The 18,220-nt window shown below is 66.8% G+C and carries 16 protein-coding genes and 1 tRNA gene; 13 read left to right on the top strand and 4 right to left on the bottom strand.

Going from position 1 to position 18,220, the window contains the following annotated elements; genetic code table 11:
* Positions 1-32 precede the first annotated feature (32 nt).
* The 3 genes from AC5P9L_RS08370 to gmk form a co-directional block, all read right to left on the bottom strand.
* Positions 33-2,195 carry a RelA/SpoT family protein gene (locus AC5P9L_RS08370; RefSeq protein ID WP_005410876.1) on the bottom strand — a complete coding sequence of 721 codons (2,163 nt, stop codon included), beginning with the start codon at positions 2,193-2,195 and terminating at the stop codon, positions 33-35.
* A 105-nt stretch (positions 2,196-2,300) separates the two neighbouring features.
* Positions 2,301-2,600 (bottom strand): DNA-directed RNA polymerase subunit omega, encoded by a 300-nt coding sequence (gene rpoZ, locus AC5P9L_RS08365; protein ID WP_005410877.1) that lies wholly within the window; start codon positions 2,598-2,600, stop codon positions 2,301-2,303.
* A 110-nt stretch (positions 2,601-2,710) separates the two neighbouring features.
* Positions 2,711-3,376 (bottom strand): guanylate kinase, encoded by a 666-nt coding sequence (gene gmk, locus AC5P9L_RS08360; protein WP_005414359.1) that lies wholly within the window; start codon positions 3,374-3,376, stop codon positions 2,711-2,713.
* Between the two features lie 291 nt (positions 3,377-3,667).
* Between gmk and fdnG the strand changes: the two genes are divergently transcribed.
* The 10 genes from fdnG (at position 3,668) to AC5P9L_RS08310 (ending at position 15,473) form a co-directional block, all read left to right on the top strand.
* Positions 3,668-6,736 (top strand): formate dehydrogenase-N subunit alpha, encoded by a 3,069-nt coding sequence (fdnG, locus tag AC5P9L_RS08355; RefSeq protein WP_143568549.1) that lies wholly within the window; start codon positions 3,668-3,670, stop codon positions 6,734-6,736.
* A gap of 10 nt (positions 6,737-6,746) precedes the next feature.
* Entirely contained in the window at positions 6,747-7,664 is a 918-nt protein-coding gene (fdxH, locus tag AC5P9L_RS08350; RefSeq protein WP_005410881.1) for a formate dehydrogenase subunit beta, read from the top strand.
* Positions 7,661-8,308: a formate dehydrogenase subunit gamma gene (locus tag AC5P9L_RS08345; RefSeq protein ID WP_227415638.1), complete on the top strand. Its 648-nt coding sequence runs from the start codon at positions 7,661-7,663 to the stop codon at positions 8,306-8,308. The genes fdxH and AC5P9L_RS08345 overlap by 4 nt, the downstream gene beginning before the upstream one ends.
* Before the next feature lie 386 nt (positions 8,309-8,694).
* A complete protein-coding gene (gene fdhE, locus AC5P9L_RS08340; protein ID WP_495230600.1) occupies positions 8,695-9,678 on the top strand; it encodes a formate dehydrogenase accessory protein FdhE in 984 nt (327 codons plus the stop codon).
* A gap of 4 nt (positions 9,679-9,682) precedes the next feature.
* Positions 9,683-11,107, top strand: coding sequence for an L-seryl-tRNA(Sec) selenium transferase (selA, locus tag AC5P9L_RS08335; protein WP_087802387.1), 1,425 nt, complete (start codon positions 9,683-9,685; stop codon positions 11,105-11,107).
* The gene (selB, locus tag AC5P9L_RS08330; RefSeq protein WP_495230598.1) at positions 11,104-13,035 is read left to right on the top strand and encodes a selenocysteine-specific translation elongation factor; all 1,932 of its coding nucleotides are present in this window, start codon (positions 11,104-11,106) and stop codon (positions 13,033-13,035) included. Before selA ends, selB begins: the two co-directional genes overlap by 4 nt.
* Before the next feature lie 24 nt (positions 13,036-13,059).
* A tRNA-Sec gene (locus tag AC5P9L_RS08325) sits at positions 13,060-13,155 on the top strand.
* A gap of 26 nt (positions 13,156-13,181) precedes the next feature.
* A complete protein-coding gene (selD, locus tag AC5P9L_RS08320) occupies positions 13,182-14,261 on the top strand; it encodes a selenide, water dikinase SelD (protein WP_227415636.1) in 1,080 nt (359 codons plus the stop codon).
* Positions 14,262-14,331: 70 nt separating this feature from the next.
* A complete protein-coding gene (locus tag AC5P9L_RS08315) occupies positions 14,332-14,823 on the top strand; it encodes a helix-turn-helix domain-containing protein (protein ID WP_227415635.1) in 492 nt (163 codons plus the stop codon).
* Positions 14,820-15,473 (top strand): nucleotidyl transferase AbiEii/AbiGii toxin family protein, encoded by a 654-nt coding sequence (locus AC5P9L_RS08310; RefSeq protein ID WP_227415634.1) that lies wholly within the window; start codon positions 14,820-14,822, stop codon positions 15,471-15,473. Before AC5P9L_RS08315 ends, AC5P9L_RS08310 begins: the two co-directional genes overlap by 4 nt.
* Before the next feature lie 25 nt (positions 15,474-15,498).
* On the opposite strand, the gene AC5P9L_RS08305 is transcribed toward AC5P9L_RS08310, so the two are convergent.
* A complete protein-coding gene (locus tag AC5P9L_RS08305; protein WP_005410888.1) occupies positions 15,499-16,359 on the bottom strand; it encodes a YicC/YloC family endoribonuclease in 861 nt (286 codons plus the stop codon).
* Positions 16,360-16,483: 124 nt separating this feature from the next.
* Here AC5P9L_RS08305 and rph point away from each other — a divergent pair, with 124 nt between their 5' ends.
* Genes rph through rdgB form a run of 3 tightly spaced genes read left to right on the top strand, consistent with a single transcriptional unit; the run spans position 16,484 to position 18,188 of the window.
* Positions 16,484-17,209, top strand: a complete 726-nt coding sequence (gene rph, locus AC5P9L_RS08300) for a ribonuclease PH (RefSeq protein WP_005410889.1) — start codon at positions 16,484-16,486, stop codon at positions 17,207-17,209.
* Positions 17,206-17,595 (top strand): VOC family protein, encoded by a 390-nt coding sequence (locus AC5P9L_RS08295; protein WP_005414366.1) that lies wholly within the window; start codon positions 17,206-17,208, stop codon positions 17,593-17,595. Before rph ends, AC5P9L_RS08295 begins: the two co-directional genes overlap by 4 nt.
* Positions 17,592-18,188, top strand: a complete 597-nt coding sequence (gene rdgB / locus AC5P9L_RS08290) for an RdgB/HAM1 family non-canonical purine NTP pyrophosphatase (RefSeq protein ID WP_005410891.1) — start codon at positions 17,592-17,594, stop codon at positions 18,186-18,188. The genes AC5P9L_RS08295 and rdgB overlap by 4 nt, the downstream gene beginning before the upstream one ends.
* Positions 18,189-18,220: the final 32 nt, after the last annotated feature.

Here is an 18,220-nt window from a genome sequence, read left to right as displayed (position 1 = left end):
CCAGCGGCCGGCACTACCGGTCCGCGCAGGACCTACTGGCGGCGTACCGACTGCACGACCGACAGGCGGCGCAGGCGGCGCATCACTTCGGCCAGGTGGTTGCGGTCGCGCACCTGGATGTTGAACGCCAGCACGGCGGCGTTGAAGTCGCGGTCCAGGTAGTCCACGCGCTCGATGTTGGAATGGCTCTGGGCGATGGCGGCGGCCAGTTGCGCCAGCACGCCGGTGCCGTTCTCTACTTCCACCACCAGCGAAGTGTCGTAGTCGCCGGAGACGGTGGTGTCCCAGCCGATCGGCACCCAGCGCTCGGGCGACTTGCGCAGCTCGGCCAGGTTCGGGCAGTCCATGCGGTGCACCACGATGCCCTTGCCGGCGGTGTGGTAGCCCATGATCTCGTCGCCGGGAATCGGCTGGCAGCAGCCGGCGAAGGTGACCACGCCGCGCTCGCTGCCGTTGATCAGGATCTTCTCCTGCGAATGGTGGCGCGAATGCGGGCCGCCACGCAGTTCGGCGTAGGCCATCAGCGCCTGCGCGGCCTGGGTCGGCATCCAGTTGCCCAGCGCCACCTCGGCCAGCAGCGCCTCCAGGCGCGGGAAACGATGCTCGGCCAGGAACGCATCCAGGCGCCCCTTCGGCAGCCGTTCCAGCGACGAATCCATCGCCTCCAGCGCACGGTCGAGCATGCGGTGGCCCAGCTGCACGGCATCTTCGTGTTCCAGCTGCTTGAGCTGGTGGCGGATGGCAGTGCGCGCCTTGCTGGTGACCACGAATTCCAGCCACTGCGGTTTCGGCGTGGCCGAGCGTGCGGTGATGATCTCCACCGACTGCCCCGACACCAGCTTGGTGCGCAGTGGCACCAGTTTCTTGTCCACGCGCGAGGCCACCGCCATGTTGCCGACATCGGTATGCACGGCGTAGGCGAAATCGAGCGCGGTGGAATTGCGCGGCAGGGCCAGGATCTTGCCCTTCGGCGTGAACAGGTAGACCTCGTCCGGGAACAGGTCGACCTTGACGTTGTCGAGGAACTCCAGCGAGGAGCCGGCAGCGCGCTGCGAGTCGATCAGCTCGACGATCCAGGCGTGGGCACGGCTCTGCGCGCTGTTGGGCGAATCGCCACCAAACTTGTAGGTCCAGTGCGCGGCCACGCCGCGCTCGGCGATCAGGTCCATTTCCTCGGTACGGATCTGCACTTCGATCGGCGAGCCATACGGCCCGAACAGCACGGTGTGCAGCGACTGGTAGCCGTTGGCCTTGGGAATGGCGATGAAGTCGCGGAAGCGGCCATCCAGCGGTTTGAAGGTGGCATGCACCGAACCCAGCGCGTGGTAACAGCTGGGCACGCTGCGCACGACCAGGCGGAAGCCGAACACGTCCATCACCTGGTCGAAGGATTTGTTCTCGTCGCGCATCTTGTTGTAGATGCTCCACGGGGTCTTGATGCGGCTGATCAGCCGATGCTCGATCCCCTCCTTGGCCAGGCGCTGCGACAGCTGCACTTCCACCTGCGCCATCGCCTCGCGGCGCACCACCGGCTGGCTGCGGATGTGTTTTTCAATGATGGCGTGGCGCCACGGGTAGAGCGCCTTGAAGCCGAGGTTCTGCAGCTCGCTCTTGACCAGGCTCATGCCCAGGCGCTGGGCGATGGGCGCGTAGATCTCCAGCGTCTCGCGGGCGATGCGGCCGCGCGCTTCGCGGCTCTGCGCGCCCAGCGTGCGCATGTTGTGCAGGCGGTCGGCCAGCTTGATCATGATCACGCGCAGGTCGCGCGACATCGCCAGCAGCATCTTGCGGAAGCTCTCCGCGGCCGCTTCCTGGCGGTCGCGGAACTTCAGCTTGTCCAGCTTGGTGACGCCGTCGACCAGTTCGGCCACGGCTTCGCCGAACTCGGCAGCCAGCGCCTCGCGGGTGAGCGGGGTGTCTTCGATGGTGTCGTGCAGGATCGCGGCGATCAGCGCTTCCACGTCCAGGCCGAGCTCGGCCAGCACCTGGGCCACGGCCACCGGATGGGTGATATAGGGCTCGCCCGACTTGCGCGTCTGCCCAGCGTGCGCGGAGGCACCGACTTCCCAGGCACGGCGCAGCAGCGGCAGCTGTTCCGGCGGCAGGTAATGGGCGGCGCGTTCAAGCTGGAGGACGTAGTCGGGTACGGCGGCAGCGGGGGCTGCGGCGACCTTGGCAGTGGGGCCTGGGTTCATGCCCGAAGCCTATTCCAGCGCGACGTTTACGGCAAATCCTGAATGCGAAACAGCCCGCACGGGGCGGGCTGTTCGGCGATCCAGCAATAACGTTGATCGATGCGATCAATCGTCGTTCTTGGACATGTCTTCGTCGGCGACCACTTCGGCGGCAGCCCACTCCAGCGCTTCGCGCTCGGCGCGCTCACGCTCGGCCTTCTCGACTTCGTCGATCAGCGCGTTGTCGATCTTGCGGGCGGCGATTTCGCGCAGCGCCAGCACGGTCGGCTTGTCCTCGGTCTCGCTGTTGTCCAGCGTGGCCTGCACGCCGTTGGCGAGCTGGCGGGCACGCTTGGAAGCCATCATGACCAGTTCGAAACGGTTGTTAACGACTTCCAGGCAATCTTCTACGGTGATGCGGGCCATACGGGCTCCCGGCGACCGGTCGGCCGCTCAGTCGAATGAGGGAAAGGGGACGGAGTGTACTGGCAGGGGCTGGACAAAATCAAGCCAACCCCCACCCGATTCTTTTGGAATCAGTCAGTTGCACCCGGATCGGGGGTCAGCAGGGCCTGGATGAGGCCGGCGTGGCGGACCTTCTGGGCCTCCCGGCGCAGGCGGCTGGCGGTGAAGATGGCGCACAGCTCGTCCACGGCGGTGTCGAACACCTCATTGACGATGACGTAGTCGAACTCGTTGAAGTGCAGCATTTCATCGCGTGCCGCGCCCAGGCGCTGGGCGATGACCGCCTCGCTGTCCTGGCCGCGCTTGCGCATGCGGTCCTGCAGGGCCTGCTTGGACGGCGGCAGGATGAACACGGTGACCGTGCCCGGCACCAGCTGGCGCACCTGCTGCGCGCCCTGCCAGTCGATTTCCAGCAGCACGTCCTGGCCGGCGGCCAGCTGCGGCTCCACCGACTGCCGGGCGGTGCCCTTCCAGTCGCCGTGCACCCAGGCATGCTCGAAGAAGTCGCCGGCGGCGATCATTTCCTCGAACCTCTCCGCAGAGACGAAATGGTAGTGCTGGCCGTTCACTTCACCCGGGCGCATCGCGCGCGAGGTGAAGGAGATCGACAGGGCGATCTGCGGGTCACGCGCCAGGGTGGCATTGACGATGCTGCTCTTGCCGGCACCGGACGGGGCGGCAACGATGTACAGCGTGCCGCGCGCAACGGCGTCCGACGGCTTCGACGCGGCGCTCATGCGGGGGATCCAACGGGTTGATTTCGCAAAATTTTTCCTCGGTGTTCCAGATCCGGCGCGGAGGATCGCGCCAGGACGGCGGGGGCTGCGCGGAACATCCTGGAACCAGGCCCGGCAGACGCTTTCCCCGGGGGGCGGGCACGCAACTTTACCAGAGCGGCCCCGTCGCGCGCTCGTCTGGCGGGCGCCGGGCCTTGTGCCACATGGGCGTACGGGGGCCTGTGCTATAACCGGGCCGTACCCAACGACAGCCCGGAGGCCTGCGCCTCCCCGCCATCCCAGGAGAACGGCATGCCATCGATGAGCCGCCGCCAGTTCCTGAAAGTGACCGGGACAACCCTGGTCGGCTCCAGCCTGGCATTGATGGGCTTCGCGCCCGGCATCGCGCTCGCGGAGGTCAGGCAGTACAAGCTGACCCGCGCGACCGAGACCCGCAACACCTGTACCTACTGTTCGGTGGCCTGCGGCATCCTGATGTACAGCCTCGGCGATGGTGCCAAGAACGCCGAGCCGAGCATCTTCCATATCGAAGGCGACCCGGACCATCCGGTGAACCGCGGCACGCTGTGCCCGAAGGGCGCCGGCCTGGCCGACATCATCCACAGCAAGTCGCGCCTGCTCTACCCCGAGTACCGCGCGCCGGGCTCGAACGAGTGGAAGCGGCTGAGCTGGGACGATGCGCTGGACCGCATCGCGCGGCTGATGAAGGAAGACCGCGATGCCAACTTCGTGCAGAAGAACGAGGCCGGGCAGACGGTCAACCGCTGGCTGACCACCGGCATGCTGGCGGCCTCGGCCACCAGCAATGAAACCGCGGTGCTGACCCACAAGGTCGTGCGCTCCCTTGGCATGTTGGCATTCGACAACCAGGCACGTGTCTGACACGGCCCGACGGTGGCAGGTCTTGCCCCGACGCTAGGCCGTGGTGCGATGACGAATCACTGGGTCGACATCAAGAATGCCGACCTGATCCTGATCATGGGTGGCAATGCCGCCGAGGCGCACCCGTGCGGGTTCAAATGGGTGACCGAGGCCAAGGCACACAACAAGGCACGCCTGATCGTGGTCGATCCGCGCTTCAACCGCTCGGCCGCGGTGGCCGACGTGTACGCGCCGATCCGCACCGGTACCGACATCGTGTTCCTGGGCGGCCTGATCAACTACCTGCTGACCGAGGACCGCATCCAGCACGAGTACGTGCTGAACTACACCGACATGTCGTTCCTGGTGAAGGACGAGTTCGCCTTCAAGGACGGCCTGTATTCGGGCTACAACGAAGAGAAGCGCAGCTACGACCGCTCCAGCTGGGACTACGCCTACGGTGACGATGGCTTCGTGCGCAGCGACCCGACGCTGAAGGACCCGCGCTGCGTCTACAACCTGCTCAAGCAGCACTATGCGCGCTACACGGTGGAGATGGTCGAACGCATCTGCGGCACGCCGGCCGACAGCATCCGCCAGATCTGGGACATGATCGCGTCCACCGCCGGCAAGGACAAGGCGATGACCATCCTGTACGCGCTGGGCTGGACGCAGCACTCGATCGGCGCGCAGAACGTGCGTGCCGGCACCATGGTGCAGCTGCTGCTGGGCAACATCGGCGTGGCCGGTGGTGGCATGAACGCCTTGCGCGGGCATTCCAACATCCAGGGCCTGACCGACATCGGCCTGATGTCCGACCTGCTGCCCGGCTACCTGACCCTGCCGAAACAGGACGAGCAGGACTACGAGGCCTACATCGCCAAGCGCACGCAGAAGCCGCTGCGCGCCAACCAGATGTCGTTCTGGCAGAACTACCCGAAGTTCCACGTCAGCCTGATGAAATCGTGGTGGGGCGACGCCGCCACCGCCGACAACAACTGGTGTTTCGATTACCTGCCCAAGCTCGACAAGCCGTACGACATGCTGCAGGCGTACGAGCTGATGAACGAAGGCAAGATCCACGGCTACATCTGCCAGGGCTTCAATCCGCTGGCCTCGGCGCCGAACAAGGGCAAGCTGATCAGCGCGTTCTCCAAGCTGAAGTTCATGGTCAGCATGGACCCGCTGGAAACCGAGACCATCGCCTTCTGGCAGAACCACGGTGCGTTGAACGACGTCGACCCGAGCACGATCCAGACCGAAGTATTCCGCCTGCCGACCACCTCCTTCGCCGAGGAGAACGGCGCGGTGGTGAATTCCTCGCGCTGGCTGCAGTGGCACTGGAAGGGTGCCAACCCACCGGGAGAAGCGCGCAGCGACATCGAGATCATGTCCGAGCTGTTCCATCGCATCAAAGCGATGTACGAGAAGGACGGCGGTGCGTGGTGGGAGCCGGTGCGCGACCTGGCCTGGAACTACGCCAACCCTGAGGTACCCACGCCCGAAGAACTGGCGATGGAATACAACGGCAAGGCGCTGACCGACGTGTTCGATCCGAAGGACCCAACCAAGCTGGTGCGCAAGGCCGGCGAGCAGTTGGCCGCATTCGGCGACCTGCGCGACGACGGCAGCACCGCCTCCGGCTGTTGGATCTACATCGGTGCCTGGGGCCCGACCGGCAACATGATGGCGCGGCGTGACAACAGCGACCCCACTGGCATCGGCAACACGCTGGGTTGGGCCTGGGCGTGGCCGGCCAATCGTCGCGTGATGTACAACCGCGCCTCGTGCGACGTCGCCGGAAAGCCGTTTGATCCGCGGCGCACGCTGCTGGCGTGGAACGGGAAAAACTGGGGCAGCGTGGACGTGCCCGACTTCAAGGCCGACGAAGATCCCGCCGGCGGAATGGGCCCGTTCATCATGAACCCGGAGGGCATCGCCCGCTTCTTCGCCAAGGCCGGCATGGCCGAAGGCCCGTTCCCGGAGCACTACGAACCGTTCGATACACCGCTGCGCAGCAACCCGCTCAGCCCCGGCCAGGCACTGACCCTGAACAACCCGGCCGCCCGCGTATTCGCCAGCGATCGCGCACAGATCGGTTCGCCGGACGAGTTCCCGCATGTGGCCACCACCTACCGCCTGACCGAGCATTTCCACTTCTGGACCAAGCACGGCAAGTTGAACGCCATCATCCAGCCCGAGCAGTTCGTCGAGATCGGCGCGGCATTGGCCGACGAGCTGGGCATCAACAACGGCAGCCGCGTGCGGGTCAGTTCCAAGCGCGGCCACATCGAAGCGGTCGCCATGGTGACCAAGCGCATCAAGGCCCTGCAGATCGATGGCCGGACCGTGCACCAGGTGGGCGTGCCGATCCACTGGGGCTTCCTCGGTGCGGCCAAGCCCGGATACATCGCCAATACGCTGACCAACGCCATCGGTGACGGCAACTCGCAGACGCCCGAATCGAAGTGCATCCTGGTCAAGGTCGAGAAGGTGTAGGAGACACGCCATGTCACTGCAATCCCTGGACATCATCCGCCGCTCGGCCACCACCACGCCCTCGCCGGAGGCGCGTGGTGCGCACACCGGCCAGGTCGCCAAGCTGATCGATGTGAGCAAGTGCATCGGCTGCAAGGCCTGCCAGGTCGCCTGCATGGAGTGGAATGACCTGCGCGACGAAGTGGGCAGCTGCGTTGGCAGCTACGACAACCCGCCCGACCTGAGCGACCAGTCGTGGACGGTGATGAAGTTCCGCGAGTACGAGGACGAGAAGGGCAAGCTGGAGTGGCTGATCCGCAAGGAAGGCTGCATGCACTGCAGCGATCCGGGCTGCCTGAAGGCCTGTCCGTCGCCCGGCGCGATCATCCAGTACGCCAATGGCATCGTCGACTTCCAGGAAGAGAACTGCATCGGCTGCGGCTACTGCGTGACCGGTTGTCCGTTCGACGTGCCGCGCATCTCCAAGAAGGACCACAAGGCCTACAAGTGCACGCTGTGTTCGGACCGGGTGGCGGTGGGCCAGGAACCGGCCTGCGTGAAGACCTGCCCGACCGGCGCGATTACCTTCGGCAGCAAGCAGGCGATGACCGAGCACGCGGCCGGACGCGTGGAAGACCTGAAATCTCGCGGCTACGAGAACGCCGGCCTGTACGATCCGCAGGGCGTCGGCGGCACCCACGTGATGTACGTGCTGCAGCACGTGGACAAGCCGGAGCTGTATGCCGACCTGCCCAAGGACCCGCGCATCAGCCCGATGGTGGAGGTGTGGAAGGGCGTGGCCAAGCCGCTGGGCGTGCTGGCGATCGCCGCCACCGCCTTCGCCGGCTTCCTGCATTACATCGGCATCGGCCGCAACACGGTCAATGACGAGGAAGAAGAGGAAGCCGAGCACGAGGCGAAGAAGATCGAAGAGGAGCAGCGGCCATGAAGTACGCCCCGCACCCGCGCCAGATCATCCGCTACCGCGCACCGACCCGCATCAACCATTGGATCGTGGCGATCTGCTTCGTGTTGACCGCGCTGTCCGGGCTGGCGCTGTTCCACCCTGCCCTGTTCCCGTTGACCCAGCTGTTCGGTGGCGGCCCCTGGACGCGCATCCTGCATCCGTTCATCGGGCTGGCCATGGTGGTGGGCTTTGCGCTGCTGGCGTTCCGCATGTGGCGCGACAATCTGCCGACCGCCGACGACCGCGCGTGGATGCGCGGCATGCGCGATGTACTGCGCAACGAGGATGAGAAGCTGCCGCCAGTAGGCCGCTTCAATGCCGGCCAGAAGCTCCTGTTCTGGGCGATCATTGGTTGCCTGTCGGCACTGCTGCTGACCGGCATCGTGATCTGGCGGCAATACTTCAGCCATCTCTTCCCGATCGGGCTGATCCGCTTCTCGGTGCTGGCCCATGCGTTGTTCGGCTGGGTGCTGGTGTGCGCGATCGTGGTGCACATCTATGCGGCGATCTGGATCAAGGGCTCGGTGCGGGCGATGACCCAGGGCAAGGTGACCTATGGGTGGGCGTACAAGCACCACCGGCAGTGGTTCAGGGACATCCTGCGCGGACGTCGGGAAGAGGGTTAGCGGCAGGGCCTGCGGCCCTGCACCCGCAGAGGCAAGGTCAACGTCAACGTCAAGAGCGGGCTTCCTGAGGGGTGGCGGGGTGGGTCCGGTTGCGGGGGACGCCGTCAACCCGTCCTTGGGGGCTTGGCCGCGGCATCCATGCCGCGGACACCCCCGCAACCGGATCCACCCCGCCTTCCACAGTTTCCCGCTGCTGTCGGAATGGCATGAGCTGCTCTTGGTGGGTGTCGACCTTGGTCGACACGATGAACATGGCGACGACCGAAACCGGTTTTTGTAGAGTCGAGCCGTGCTCGACTGCTTTGCTCGACTGCGTTGTTTGAACCTGCTGGACGCGAGCGCCGACAACGGCGAGGATGGAGGCTGGTTCTTCTGGCTGGCCCTGCATGGCACAACGCATCCTTGAACCCGGTGAGATCGAGACGCTCGCCTCGCGCGATGTGCCGCGCATCATCCTGCCCGATATCGAGTCACTGTTCGCCGAGCGCGCGACGCGCCTGCGCAGCCTGGCCGCGCACAGTGCCATCGGCGGCTACCTGCAGCTGCTGGCGGCGTTGGCCGATGCACAGCAGGCGCTGCTGGATGAGCTGACACCGCAGCAGCGCGAGGTGCTGCAGTCGCAGGCGCGTGCGCAGCAGTCGAGTGCGGCGCCCGGTGCCGGCATGCCGTTGCGGCCGGCCAACACGCTTCAGCTGGATGGATGCTGGCGCGACTGGCTGCGCACGCTGTGCCAGCACTGTGCCGACGAAGCCGGGCTGCCGATGGAAACCCGGCAGGAGCTGCAACGCGTCGCGGCTGCCGACGACGCCTGGCTGGATGCTCAGGCGCACGCGGTGCTGGAGCGCGATGACGCGCCGTCGGTGGATGCGGTCGCTGCGCTGCTGGTGATGAACGCACTGCAGGTTTACTGGGCGGTGCTCGCAGCCAGCTTCCGCCCTACCGACCTGAAGCCGCTGGCTGATGCGCCAGGGCTGTGCCCGCTGTGCGGCACGTTGCCGGTGACCAGCGTGGTGCAGGCACGCCCACCCTATGCGTCCTACCGTTACCTGTCGTGCTCGCTGTGCGCCTGCCAGTGGCATTACGTGCGCGTGCAGTGCAGCCAGTGTGGTGCCGCCGGCAAGGACATCGCCTATCGCGCCCTGGCCGATGTGGACGGCGACAGCGGCGAGGCGGTGCGCGAGAGCGCGGTGCGTGCCGAGACCTGCGACCACTGCCACAGCTACCGCAAGATCCTGTATCTGGAAAAGGACCCGTCACTGGAGCCGGTGGCCGATGACCTCGGCACGCTGGCGCTGGATCTGCTGCTGGCCGAGGAAGGCTATGCGCGTGCCAGCCAGAATCCTCTGCTGTGGCAATCCGACGGCGATTGAGGCGATGACAGCCATGCCCCCCGCCCCGGCATCGGCCGCCGCCCTGCCCTCGCTGGACCGGGTGCTGCGCCTGCCTGCACTGGCGCCACTGATCGAAGGCCACGGTCGAAGCCGCATCACCCAGCTGCTGCGTTCGCACCTGCAGGTGCTGCGTGAGCGTGTCAGCGCCAGCCAGTTGTCGACCGCGCAGCTGCAGGAAGCGGTCGACGGCCCGGCGCTGGTGGCAGCGGTCGAGGCCGCACTGGCAGCCGATGCACGGCTGGACCTGCAACCGATGTTCAACCTGACCGGCACCGTACTGCATACCAACCTGGGTCGCGCATTGCTGCCCGAGGCCGCGGTGCAGGCAGTCACCCGCGCGATGACCGCGCCGGTCGATCTGGAGTTCGACGTCATCCGTGGCCGTCGCGGCGACCGCGATGCGCGGGTACAGGCACTGATCTGCGAGCTGACCGGTGCCGAAGCCTCCACCGTGGTCAACAACAATGCGGCGGCGGTCCTGCTGCTGCTCAACAGCCTGGCCAACCGTCGCGACGTGGTGGTGTCACGCGGCGAGCTGGTGGAGATCGGTGGCGCCTTCCGCATTCCCGATGTGATGCGTAGTGCCGGCGCGCGGCTGCTGGAAGTGGGCACCACCAACCGCACCCACCCGGCCGACTTCGCCAATGCCATCGGCGCGCGCACCGCGCTGCTGATGGAGGTGCACGCCAGCAACTACGCGATCACCGGCTTCACCGCCAAGGTCGACACCGCAGCGATGGCCACGATCGCGCACGAGCATGGCCTGCCGCTGGTGGTGGACCTGGGCAGTGGCAGCCTGTGCGATCTGGCCACGTTCGGCCTGCCGCACGAGCCCACCGTGCAGGAAACACTGGCGGACGGCGCCGATCTGGTTTCGTTCAGCGGCGACAAGCTGCTGGGTGGCCCGCAGGCCGGCATCATCGCCGGTCGCGCGGACCTGATCGCGCGGATCAACCGCAACCCGCTGAAGCGGGCACTGCGCATGGACAAGATGGGCCTGGCCGCACTGGAGGCGGTGCTGGCCCTGTACCGCGAACCCGAGCTGCTGGCACAGCGGCTGCCGACACTGCGCACGCTCTCGCGCACGCAGGATGACATTGATGCGCAGGCCCAGCGCCTGCTGCAGCCGATGCGTGCCTCGCTGGCGGCGGACTACAGCCTCGAGCCTGCTTCGATGCACAGCCAGATCGGCAGCGGCGCGCAGCCACAGGCGCAGCTGGCCAGCGCCGGACTGCGCATTACCAGCGCGCGCCGTGGCGGACTGGATCGCCTGGCCAAGCGCCTGCGTCAGCTGCCGCGACCCGTGCTGGGCCGCATTGCCGATGACGCGCTGTGGCTGGACCTGCGCTGCCTGGAACCGGCCGACGAAGCCGACTTCCTCGCCCAGTGGAGCACGCTGCAGGCATGATCGTCGGCACCGCCGGGCATATCGACCATGGCAAGACCAGCCTGGTACGGGCACTGACCGGCATCGAAACCGATCGCCTGCAGGAAGAGCGTACGCGTGGTATTTCCATCGAGCTGGGCTATGCCTATGTTCCTGTGGAACGCAGGGACGGCACAGGTCCTGTCGCGACGCTGGGTTTCGTCGACGTGCCGGGCCATGAGCGCTTCGTGCACACGATGGTGGCCGGCGCCACGGGTATCGATGTCGCCCTGCTGGTGATCGCTGCCGACGACGGCGTGATGCCACAGACCCGCGAGCACCTGGCCATCCTGCAGCTGCTGGGCGTGAACCGGGGTGCGGTGGCGCTGACCAAGATCGACCGTGTGGATGCGGCGCGCCTGGCCCGGGTCGAGATCGAGGTCGCTGCCCTGCTGGCCGGCACGCCGCTGCAGGATTCCCCTGTGTTCACCTGCAACAGCACCGCACCCGACGATGCTGGCATCAACGCGCTGCGTACCCAGCTGCACGCGTGGGCGGCGGACGACGCCAGCACGCGCCAGGCCGAACTGCGCAGCGAGCTGTTCCGCATGCCGGTGGACCGCGTGTTCTCGCTGGCCGGCCACGGCACGCTGGTGACCGGCGCAGTGCACGGCGGCATCGCCTCGGTGGGTGAGCATCTGCAACTGATGCCGGCCGCCACTGAAGTGCGCATACGCAGCATCCACGCGCAGAACCAGGCCAGTGACCACGCGATGGCCGGGCAGCGCTGCGCGCTGAACCTGGCGGCCATCGCCCGTGATGACATCCGCCGCGGTGACTGGATCGCCGACGCACGCGCACTGCTGGCCACCACCCGCGTTGATGTGCGGTTGCGGCTGTCCGCGTTGGCCGCACCGTTGCGCGACTGGGCACCGCTGCATATCCACTGGGGCACGATGCACCGGCAGGCCCATGTGGTGCTGCTGGAGGACCATGACCACGGTGATGGGCAGTTGGTGCAGCTGGTGTTCGATGCTCCGGTCTGTGCGATGTGTGGCGATCGCTTCATTGCCCGCGATTCAGCGGCCACCCACACGCTGGGCGGCGGCCTCGTGCTCGATCCGGACCCGCCACAGCGGCGCCGGCGCAGTCCTGCACGGCTCGCATGGCTGGGAGCACTGGAGCAACTGGCCGCGGGTGCGGGAATCGGTCCACTGTTGCAGCAGGCGCCCTTCGGCGTTGCCATGGCCGCGCTGCAGCGCTACTGCCGGCGCGCCGCCGACCGGATCGATCTTCCTGCAGACACGCGACGCATCGTCACCCGTGAAGACACGGTAGTCATCCTTGTGTCGCACTGGCAGGCATTGCGCGAGCAGGTGATCGCCTCACTGCGTGGATGGCATGAGCGACGCCCGGACGAACCCGGTGTCGACAGCGGCCGCCTGCAGCGCAGCACCCTGCCCGCGCTTGCAGCGAGCCTCTGGAATGCGCTGCTGCAGGACCTGCTGGACGACGGCAGCGTGCAACGCGTGGGTGCCTGGTGGCGCCTGCCCGGGCATGACCATGCGCCACCGGAACGCGAGCGTCTGCTGCTGGAACGCGTGCTGCCGCAACTGCACGCCGGTGGCTTCGATCCGCCGTGGGTGCGCACCCTTGCTGCCGAGATCGGCCTGGCCGAAGACGAAGTCCGCGCCGTCCTGCGCCGCGCCACCGCACGTGGCGAGCTGTTCCAGGTGGTGCCGGACCTGTTCTATGCACCCGCACGCATTGCGGAACTCGCCGCGATCGTCGCGCAGCTGTCACAGGCCAGCGGCACGGTGGATGCGGCCACGTTCCGCGATGCCATCGGCCTGGGCCGCAAACGCAGCATCCAGATCTTGGAGTTCTTCAATCGCGTTGGCTACACTCGACGCGTCGGTGACCAGCATCGGCCGCGCGGCGACCTGCAGTGGAACGCAGCCCGCGACTGAGCCCACCGGTACCGCCGTACTTTCGGAAGGCATGCGCATCCGGGCATGCGGCTGGGCTTCAAACCCAGTAGGGGGCGTCGATCGTTCCCTGGTAGGTTCGACTCCTGCTGCCTTCCGCCATTCGCGTTCCCGCAGGAGATGTCGGCATGGCCACGCACGCGCAGTCCCCCGCCCCCTCAACGGCCGATGCCCCGCAACGACTGACCTCTCTCGCGCATGGCGGCGGCTGCGGCTGCAAGATCGCGCCGGGCGTGCTGAGCGAACTGCTGCGTGGCGTTCCAGCGCTTCCCGCTCCGGCTGAGCTTCTCGTCGGGCGCGAGACCAGTGACGACGCTGCGGTGTACCGCCTCGATGACCGGCAGGCGATCGTCGCCACCACCGACTTCTTCATGCCGATCGTCGACGACCCGTTCGACTTCGGCCGCATCGCGGCCACCAACGCGCTGTCGGACCTGTATGCGATGGGCGCGCGCCCGCTGTTCGCACTGGCAATCGTCGGCATGCCGATCAACACGCTGCCGCAGGACACGATCCGCGGCATCCTGCAGGGTGGCGAACGCGCCTGCGCCGATGCTGGCATCGTGGTCGCTGGTGGCCACAGCATCGATTCGGTGGAACCCATCTACGGCCTGGCCGCGATCGGCGTGCTCGACCCGCAGCGACTCAAGCGCAATGCCGATGCCCGCGCCGGCGACGTGCTGGTGCTGGGCAAGCCGTTGGGCGTGGGCGTGTATTCGTCAGCACTGAAGAAGGAAGTGCTGGACGCCGACGGCTACCAGCAGATGATCGCGTCGACCACCCGCCTGAACACCGTGGGCGTGCCGCTGGCTGCGCTGGACGGCGTGCATGCCATGACCGACGTCACCGGCTTCGGCCTGCTCGGCCACCTGCTGGAAGTGTGCCGCGCCAGTGGTGTCGCTGCCGAGGTGGACAGTGCACAGGTGCCGCTGCTGCCGCAGGCGCTGGAGCTGCTGCAGCGTGGCTGCGTGACCGGCGCCTCCAACCGCAACTGGGCCTCCTATGGCACCGAGGTGCGCTTCGCCGATGGGTTGCCGGCACACTGGCAGCCGCTGCTGACCGACCCGCAGACCAGCGGCGGACTGCTGGTGTCGTGCGCCCCGGAAGCGGCGGATGCGGTGCTGGCCTGCTTCCACGACGCGGGGTTCGGCCAGGCAGCCGTGGTCGGGCGTTTGAGCGAAGGAGCGCCGAGCGTCAGCGTGGTTTGAGACGTGAAGGTTTGCCAACGTGCCACTTCCGGGCACTTGAATCATGTCCAAAATATTGGACACTAAAGCCATGAACCTGATCGACATCGGCAAGGCGGTTCGTACCCGCCGTGAGCAGCTTGGCCTGTCGCAAGGCCAACTGGCTCATCTCAGCGGCCTTTCCCGGCAGACCGTGGTCGGCCTGGAAGGGGGCACCCTTAGTGATCTGGGCGTCAATCGCGTGGGACAGCTGATGGCCGTGCTCGGTCTGGATGTTCCGGCACCCACCACCGAAAACCGGCTGCGCAAGCAAGGCCTGAAAATGGCCGCGCGAACCGCGAACGTGAGCTACGCAAGCGAATTGACTGCGAGCGAGCTGGCCCGCGTACTGGTCAGCGGGGAAGTTCCTGCCACCTACGCGGCGCAGATGGCGCACCTGCTGGATGAAGCCCCTCCCGCCATGATGGTGATGGCGGTCGAGGAAGCTGCAATCGGCGCGCAGATGCCACCACGGCGTATCTGGCGCAACGTGGCGAAGATGGCCAACACACTTTCTGCTCACCGCAAGGACCTGTGGATGTGAACCGCGAATTGCCGGCCGGCGCCTGGCAGGCGCTGCTGCCTCGGGCGCTTGTCCTCATCGGGGAGATCCAGCGCCACGGCGGCATCACCGATCCGTTCTGGACCTTGGGCGGCGGAACGGTGCTGATGTTTCGACATCGGCACCGGCTCAGCAAGGACATCGACATCTTCGTGCCGAACCCCCAGTACCTGGGGTTCGTTACTCCCCGCTTGAGCGATATGGCCGCGAGCCTTACCGGCGACTACAGCGAAGATCCCAGCGCCTGGGTAAAGCTGCAGTTCGAGGAAGGCGAGGTGGATTTCGTCGCGGCCCCCAATCTTCTCGATGATGCCTGGGAGGAATGGACGATCGATGGCCGGCGCATACGGGTGGAAACGTCGGCGGAAATCATCGCCAAGAAAATGTTCCATCGGGGGCATCGAACAACGGCCCGAGACCTGTTCGATCTTGCGCTGGTCATCGAACGCGAGCCGGACGCGCTGGCGGCCGCCGCAGACGCACTGGTCCGCCATCGATCAACGTTTCTTGATCAGATCCGCAATCCCCATCCGACATTGAAGATTGCGTTCAAGGCCATCGACACGCTGGACTACACGCCAGACTTCGACCACTGCGTCGCGATAGCCGGGGACTACCTGGAAGGACTGTGATCCTCCCAGGCAATTGCGCAGAACATCACTCGATGTTCTGAACCTGTTCGCGGATCTGGTCGATCAGCACCTTCAGCTCCACCGCGGCATTGGACGTACGGCTGTCCACCGACTTCGAGCCCAGCGTATTGGCTTCGCGGTTGAACTCCTGCAGCAGGAAGTCCAGGCGGCGACCGACCGGCTCGCGCTGCTTGAGCACGCGGCGGATCTCGACGATGTGGCTGCCGAGGCGGTCCAGCTCTTCATCCACGTCCAGCTTCTGCAGCCACAGGACCAGTTCCTGCTCGGCGCGGCCGGGGTCGACCGGGTGCGGCAGGTCGGCCAGGCGTGCGGCCAGCTTGGCGCGCTGGCCGTCGCGAATGGCCGGAATCAGCGTGCGGACTTCGGTGGCGATGCGTTCGATGCCGTCCACACGCTCGCTGATGGCCGCAGCCAACTTGCCGCCTTCGCGCTCACGGGCCTCGACGAAGCCATCCAGCACCTGGTCCAGCAGCGCCAGCGCCTCGACCTGCAGGGCGGCGGCGTCGGTGGCCTCGCCACGGGTCACGCCCGGCAGCTGCAGCAGGTCGGTGAAGCTGACCTGCAGGTTGGGGAAATCGGAGGTCAGGCGGTGCGCCAGGCGGCCCAGCTGGCCCAGCAGGGCCTCGTCCACCTGCAGGTTGGCCGCCGCTTCCGGCGCGCGCAGGCGCATCACCAGATCCAGCTTGCCACGGCTCAGGCGCGCGGCGATGCGCTCGCGCAGCTGCGGTTCCAGCGCCCGCAGCTCCTCGGGCAGGCGGGTGCCGACCTCCAGGAAGCGGTGGTTGACCGAGCGCAGCTCGCAGCCCAGCGTGCCCCACGGGGTGACCCGCTCGCCGCCGGCATAGGCGGTCATGCTTCGAATCATGGATTGTGTCCGGTGCGTGCAAAGGGGGAATGGTACCCTAGCGCCCTCACCAGAGCCCCCTTGCCCGCCCCGTGAAGGCCGCGGGCGTGGCGGCGTACTCCCTTGCCATTACGGAACCCGCACCATGTCCGATTCCCGCCCCAGCGGCCGCCAGCCCGACCAGCTCCGCCCGGTCGTCATCCAACGCGGCTTCACCCGCCACGCCGAAGGTTCGGTGCTGGTGTGCTTCGGTGAAACCCGTGTGCTGTGCACCGCCAGCGTCGAGAACCGCGTGCCGGGCTTCCTGCGCGGCAAGGGCGAAGGCTGGGTCACCGCCGAATACGGCATGCTGCCGCGCGCCACCCACACCCGCAGCGACCGTGAAGCGGCCCGTGGCAAGCAGGGTGGCCGCACCCTGGAGATCCAGCGCCTGATCGGCCGCAGCCTGCGCGCCTGCGTGGATCGCAACGCGCTGGGCGAGCGCACCATCACCCTCGACTGCGACGTGCTGCAGGCCGACGGTGGCACCCGCACCGCCGCCATCACCGGCGCGTACGTGGCGCTGGTCGATGCGGTGAACGTGCTGATGAAGCGTGGCGACATCAAGCGCAACCCGATCCTGGGCGCAGTGGCCGCCGTATCGGTAGGCGTGTACCGCGGCACCCCGGTGCTGGACCTGGACTACGCCGAAGACAGCGACTGCGACACCGACATGAACGTGGTGATGAACGACGGTGGCGGCTTCATCGAGCTGCAGGGCACCGCCGAAGGCCACGCCTTCCGTCGCGATGAACTGGATGCGCTGCTGGGCCTGGCCGAAAAGGGCGTGGGCGAACTGCTGGCCGCTCAGCAGGCGGCGCTGTCGGCATGAACCGCCGCATCGCCCTGACCACCCTGGTGGTGGCCGACTATGACGAAGCCATTGCCTGGTACACCGGCAAGCTCGGCTTCGCACTGTTGGAGGACATCGACCAGGGCCACAAGCGCTGGGTGGTGGTCGGCCCGACCGACGGCAGCGCCGCCGCCCTGCTGCTGGCCCGCGCCAGCGACGAGGAACAGCGCAGCCGCATCGGCAACCAGACCGGCGGCCGCGTCGGCTTCTTCCTCAACACCGACGACTTCCGCCGCGACCACGCGGCGATGGTCGCCGCCGGCGTCGAGTTCCTGGAAGCGCCGCGCGAAGAACCCTATGCAACGGTTGCGGTGTTCCGCGATCTGTATGGCAACACCTGGGACCTGCTGGAGCCCCGTCAATGAAGAAACTGGTACTGGCCAGCCACAACGCCGGCAAGCTGGTGGAGATGCAGGAGATCCTTGCCGATCTGCCGCTGCAGATCACCTCGGCCGCCGAACTGGGGCTGGGCGATGTGGAAGAGACCGGCCTGACCTTCGTCGAGAACGCGCTGCTGAAGGCACGCGCGGCCTGCGAAGCGACCGGCCTGCCGGCGCTGGCCGATGATTCGGGCCTGATCGTCGATGCCCTCGGCGGTGCGCCGGGCCTGTACAGCGCACGCTATGCCGGCCACCCGACCAATGCTGCGGCCAACAATGCCAAGCTGCTGGACGCGATGGCCGACATTCCCGATGGCCAGCGCAGCGCCCGCTTCTATGCGGTGATCGTGCTGCTGCGCCACGCCACCGACCCGCAGCCGTTGATCTGCGAAGGCCGCTGGGAAGGCCAGATCATCCGCGAACTGCGCGGCACCAATGGTTTCGGCTACAACCCGGTATTCCTGGACACCACCCACGGCCTGACCGCCGCGGAAATGGAGCCGGCGCTGAAGAACGCCATCAGCCACCGCGCCATTGCCCTGCAGCAGCTCAAGCAGCAGCTGGCGACGCTGTACTGACGCTACCCGATCGACCCAGGGAAGCCGGCCAG

This window comes from Stenotrophomonas sp. YJH_SMC_64, assembly GCF_059371375.1.
Note: the sequence above shows the minus strand (reverse complement) of the source record. Positions and strands in the feature narration are given on the sequence as shown.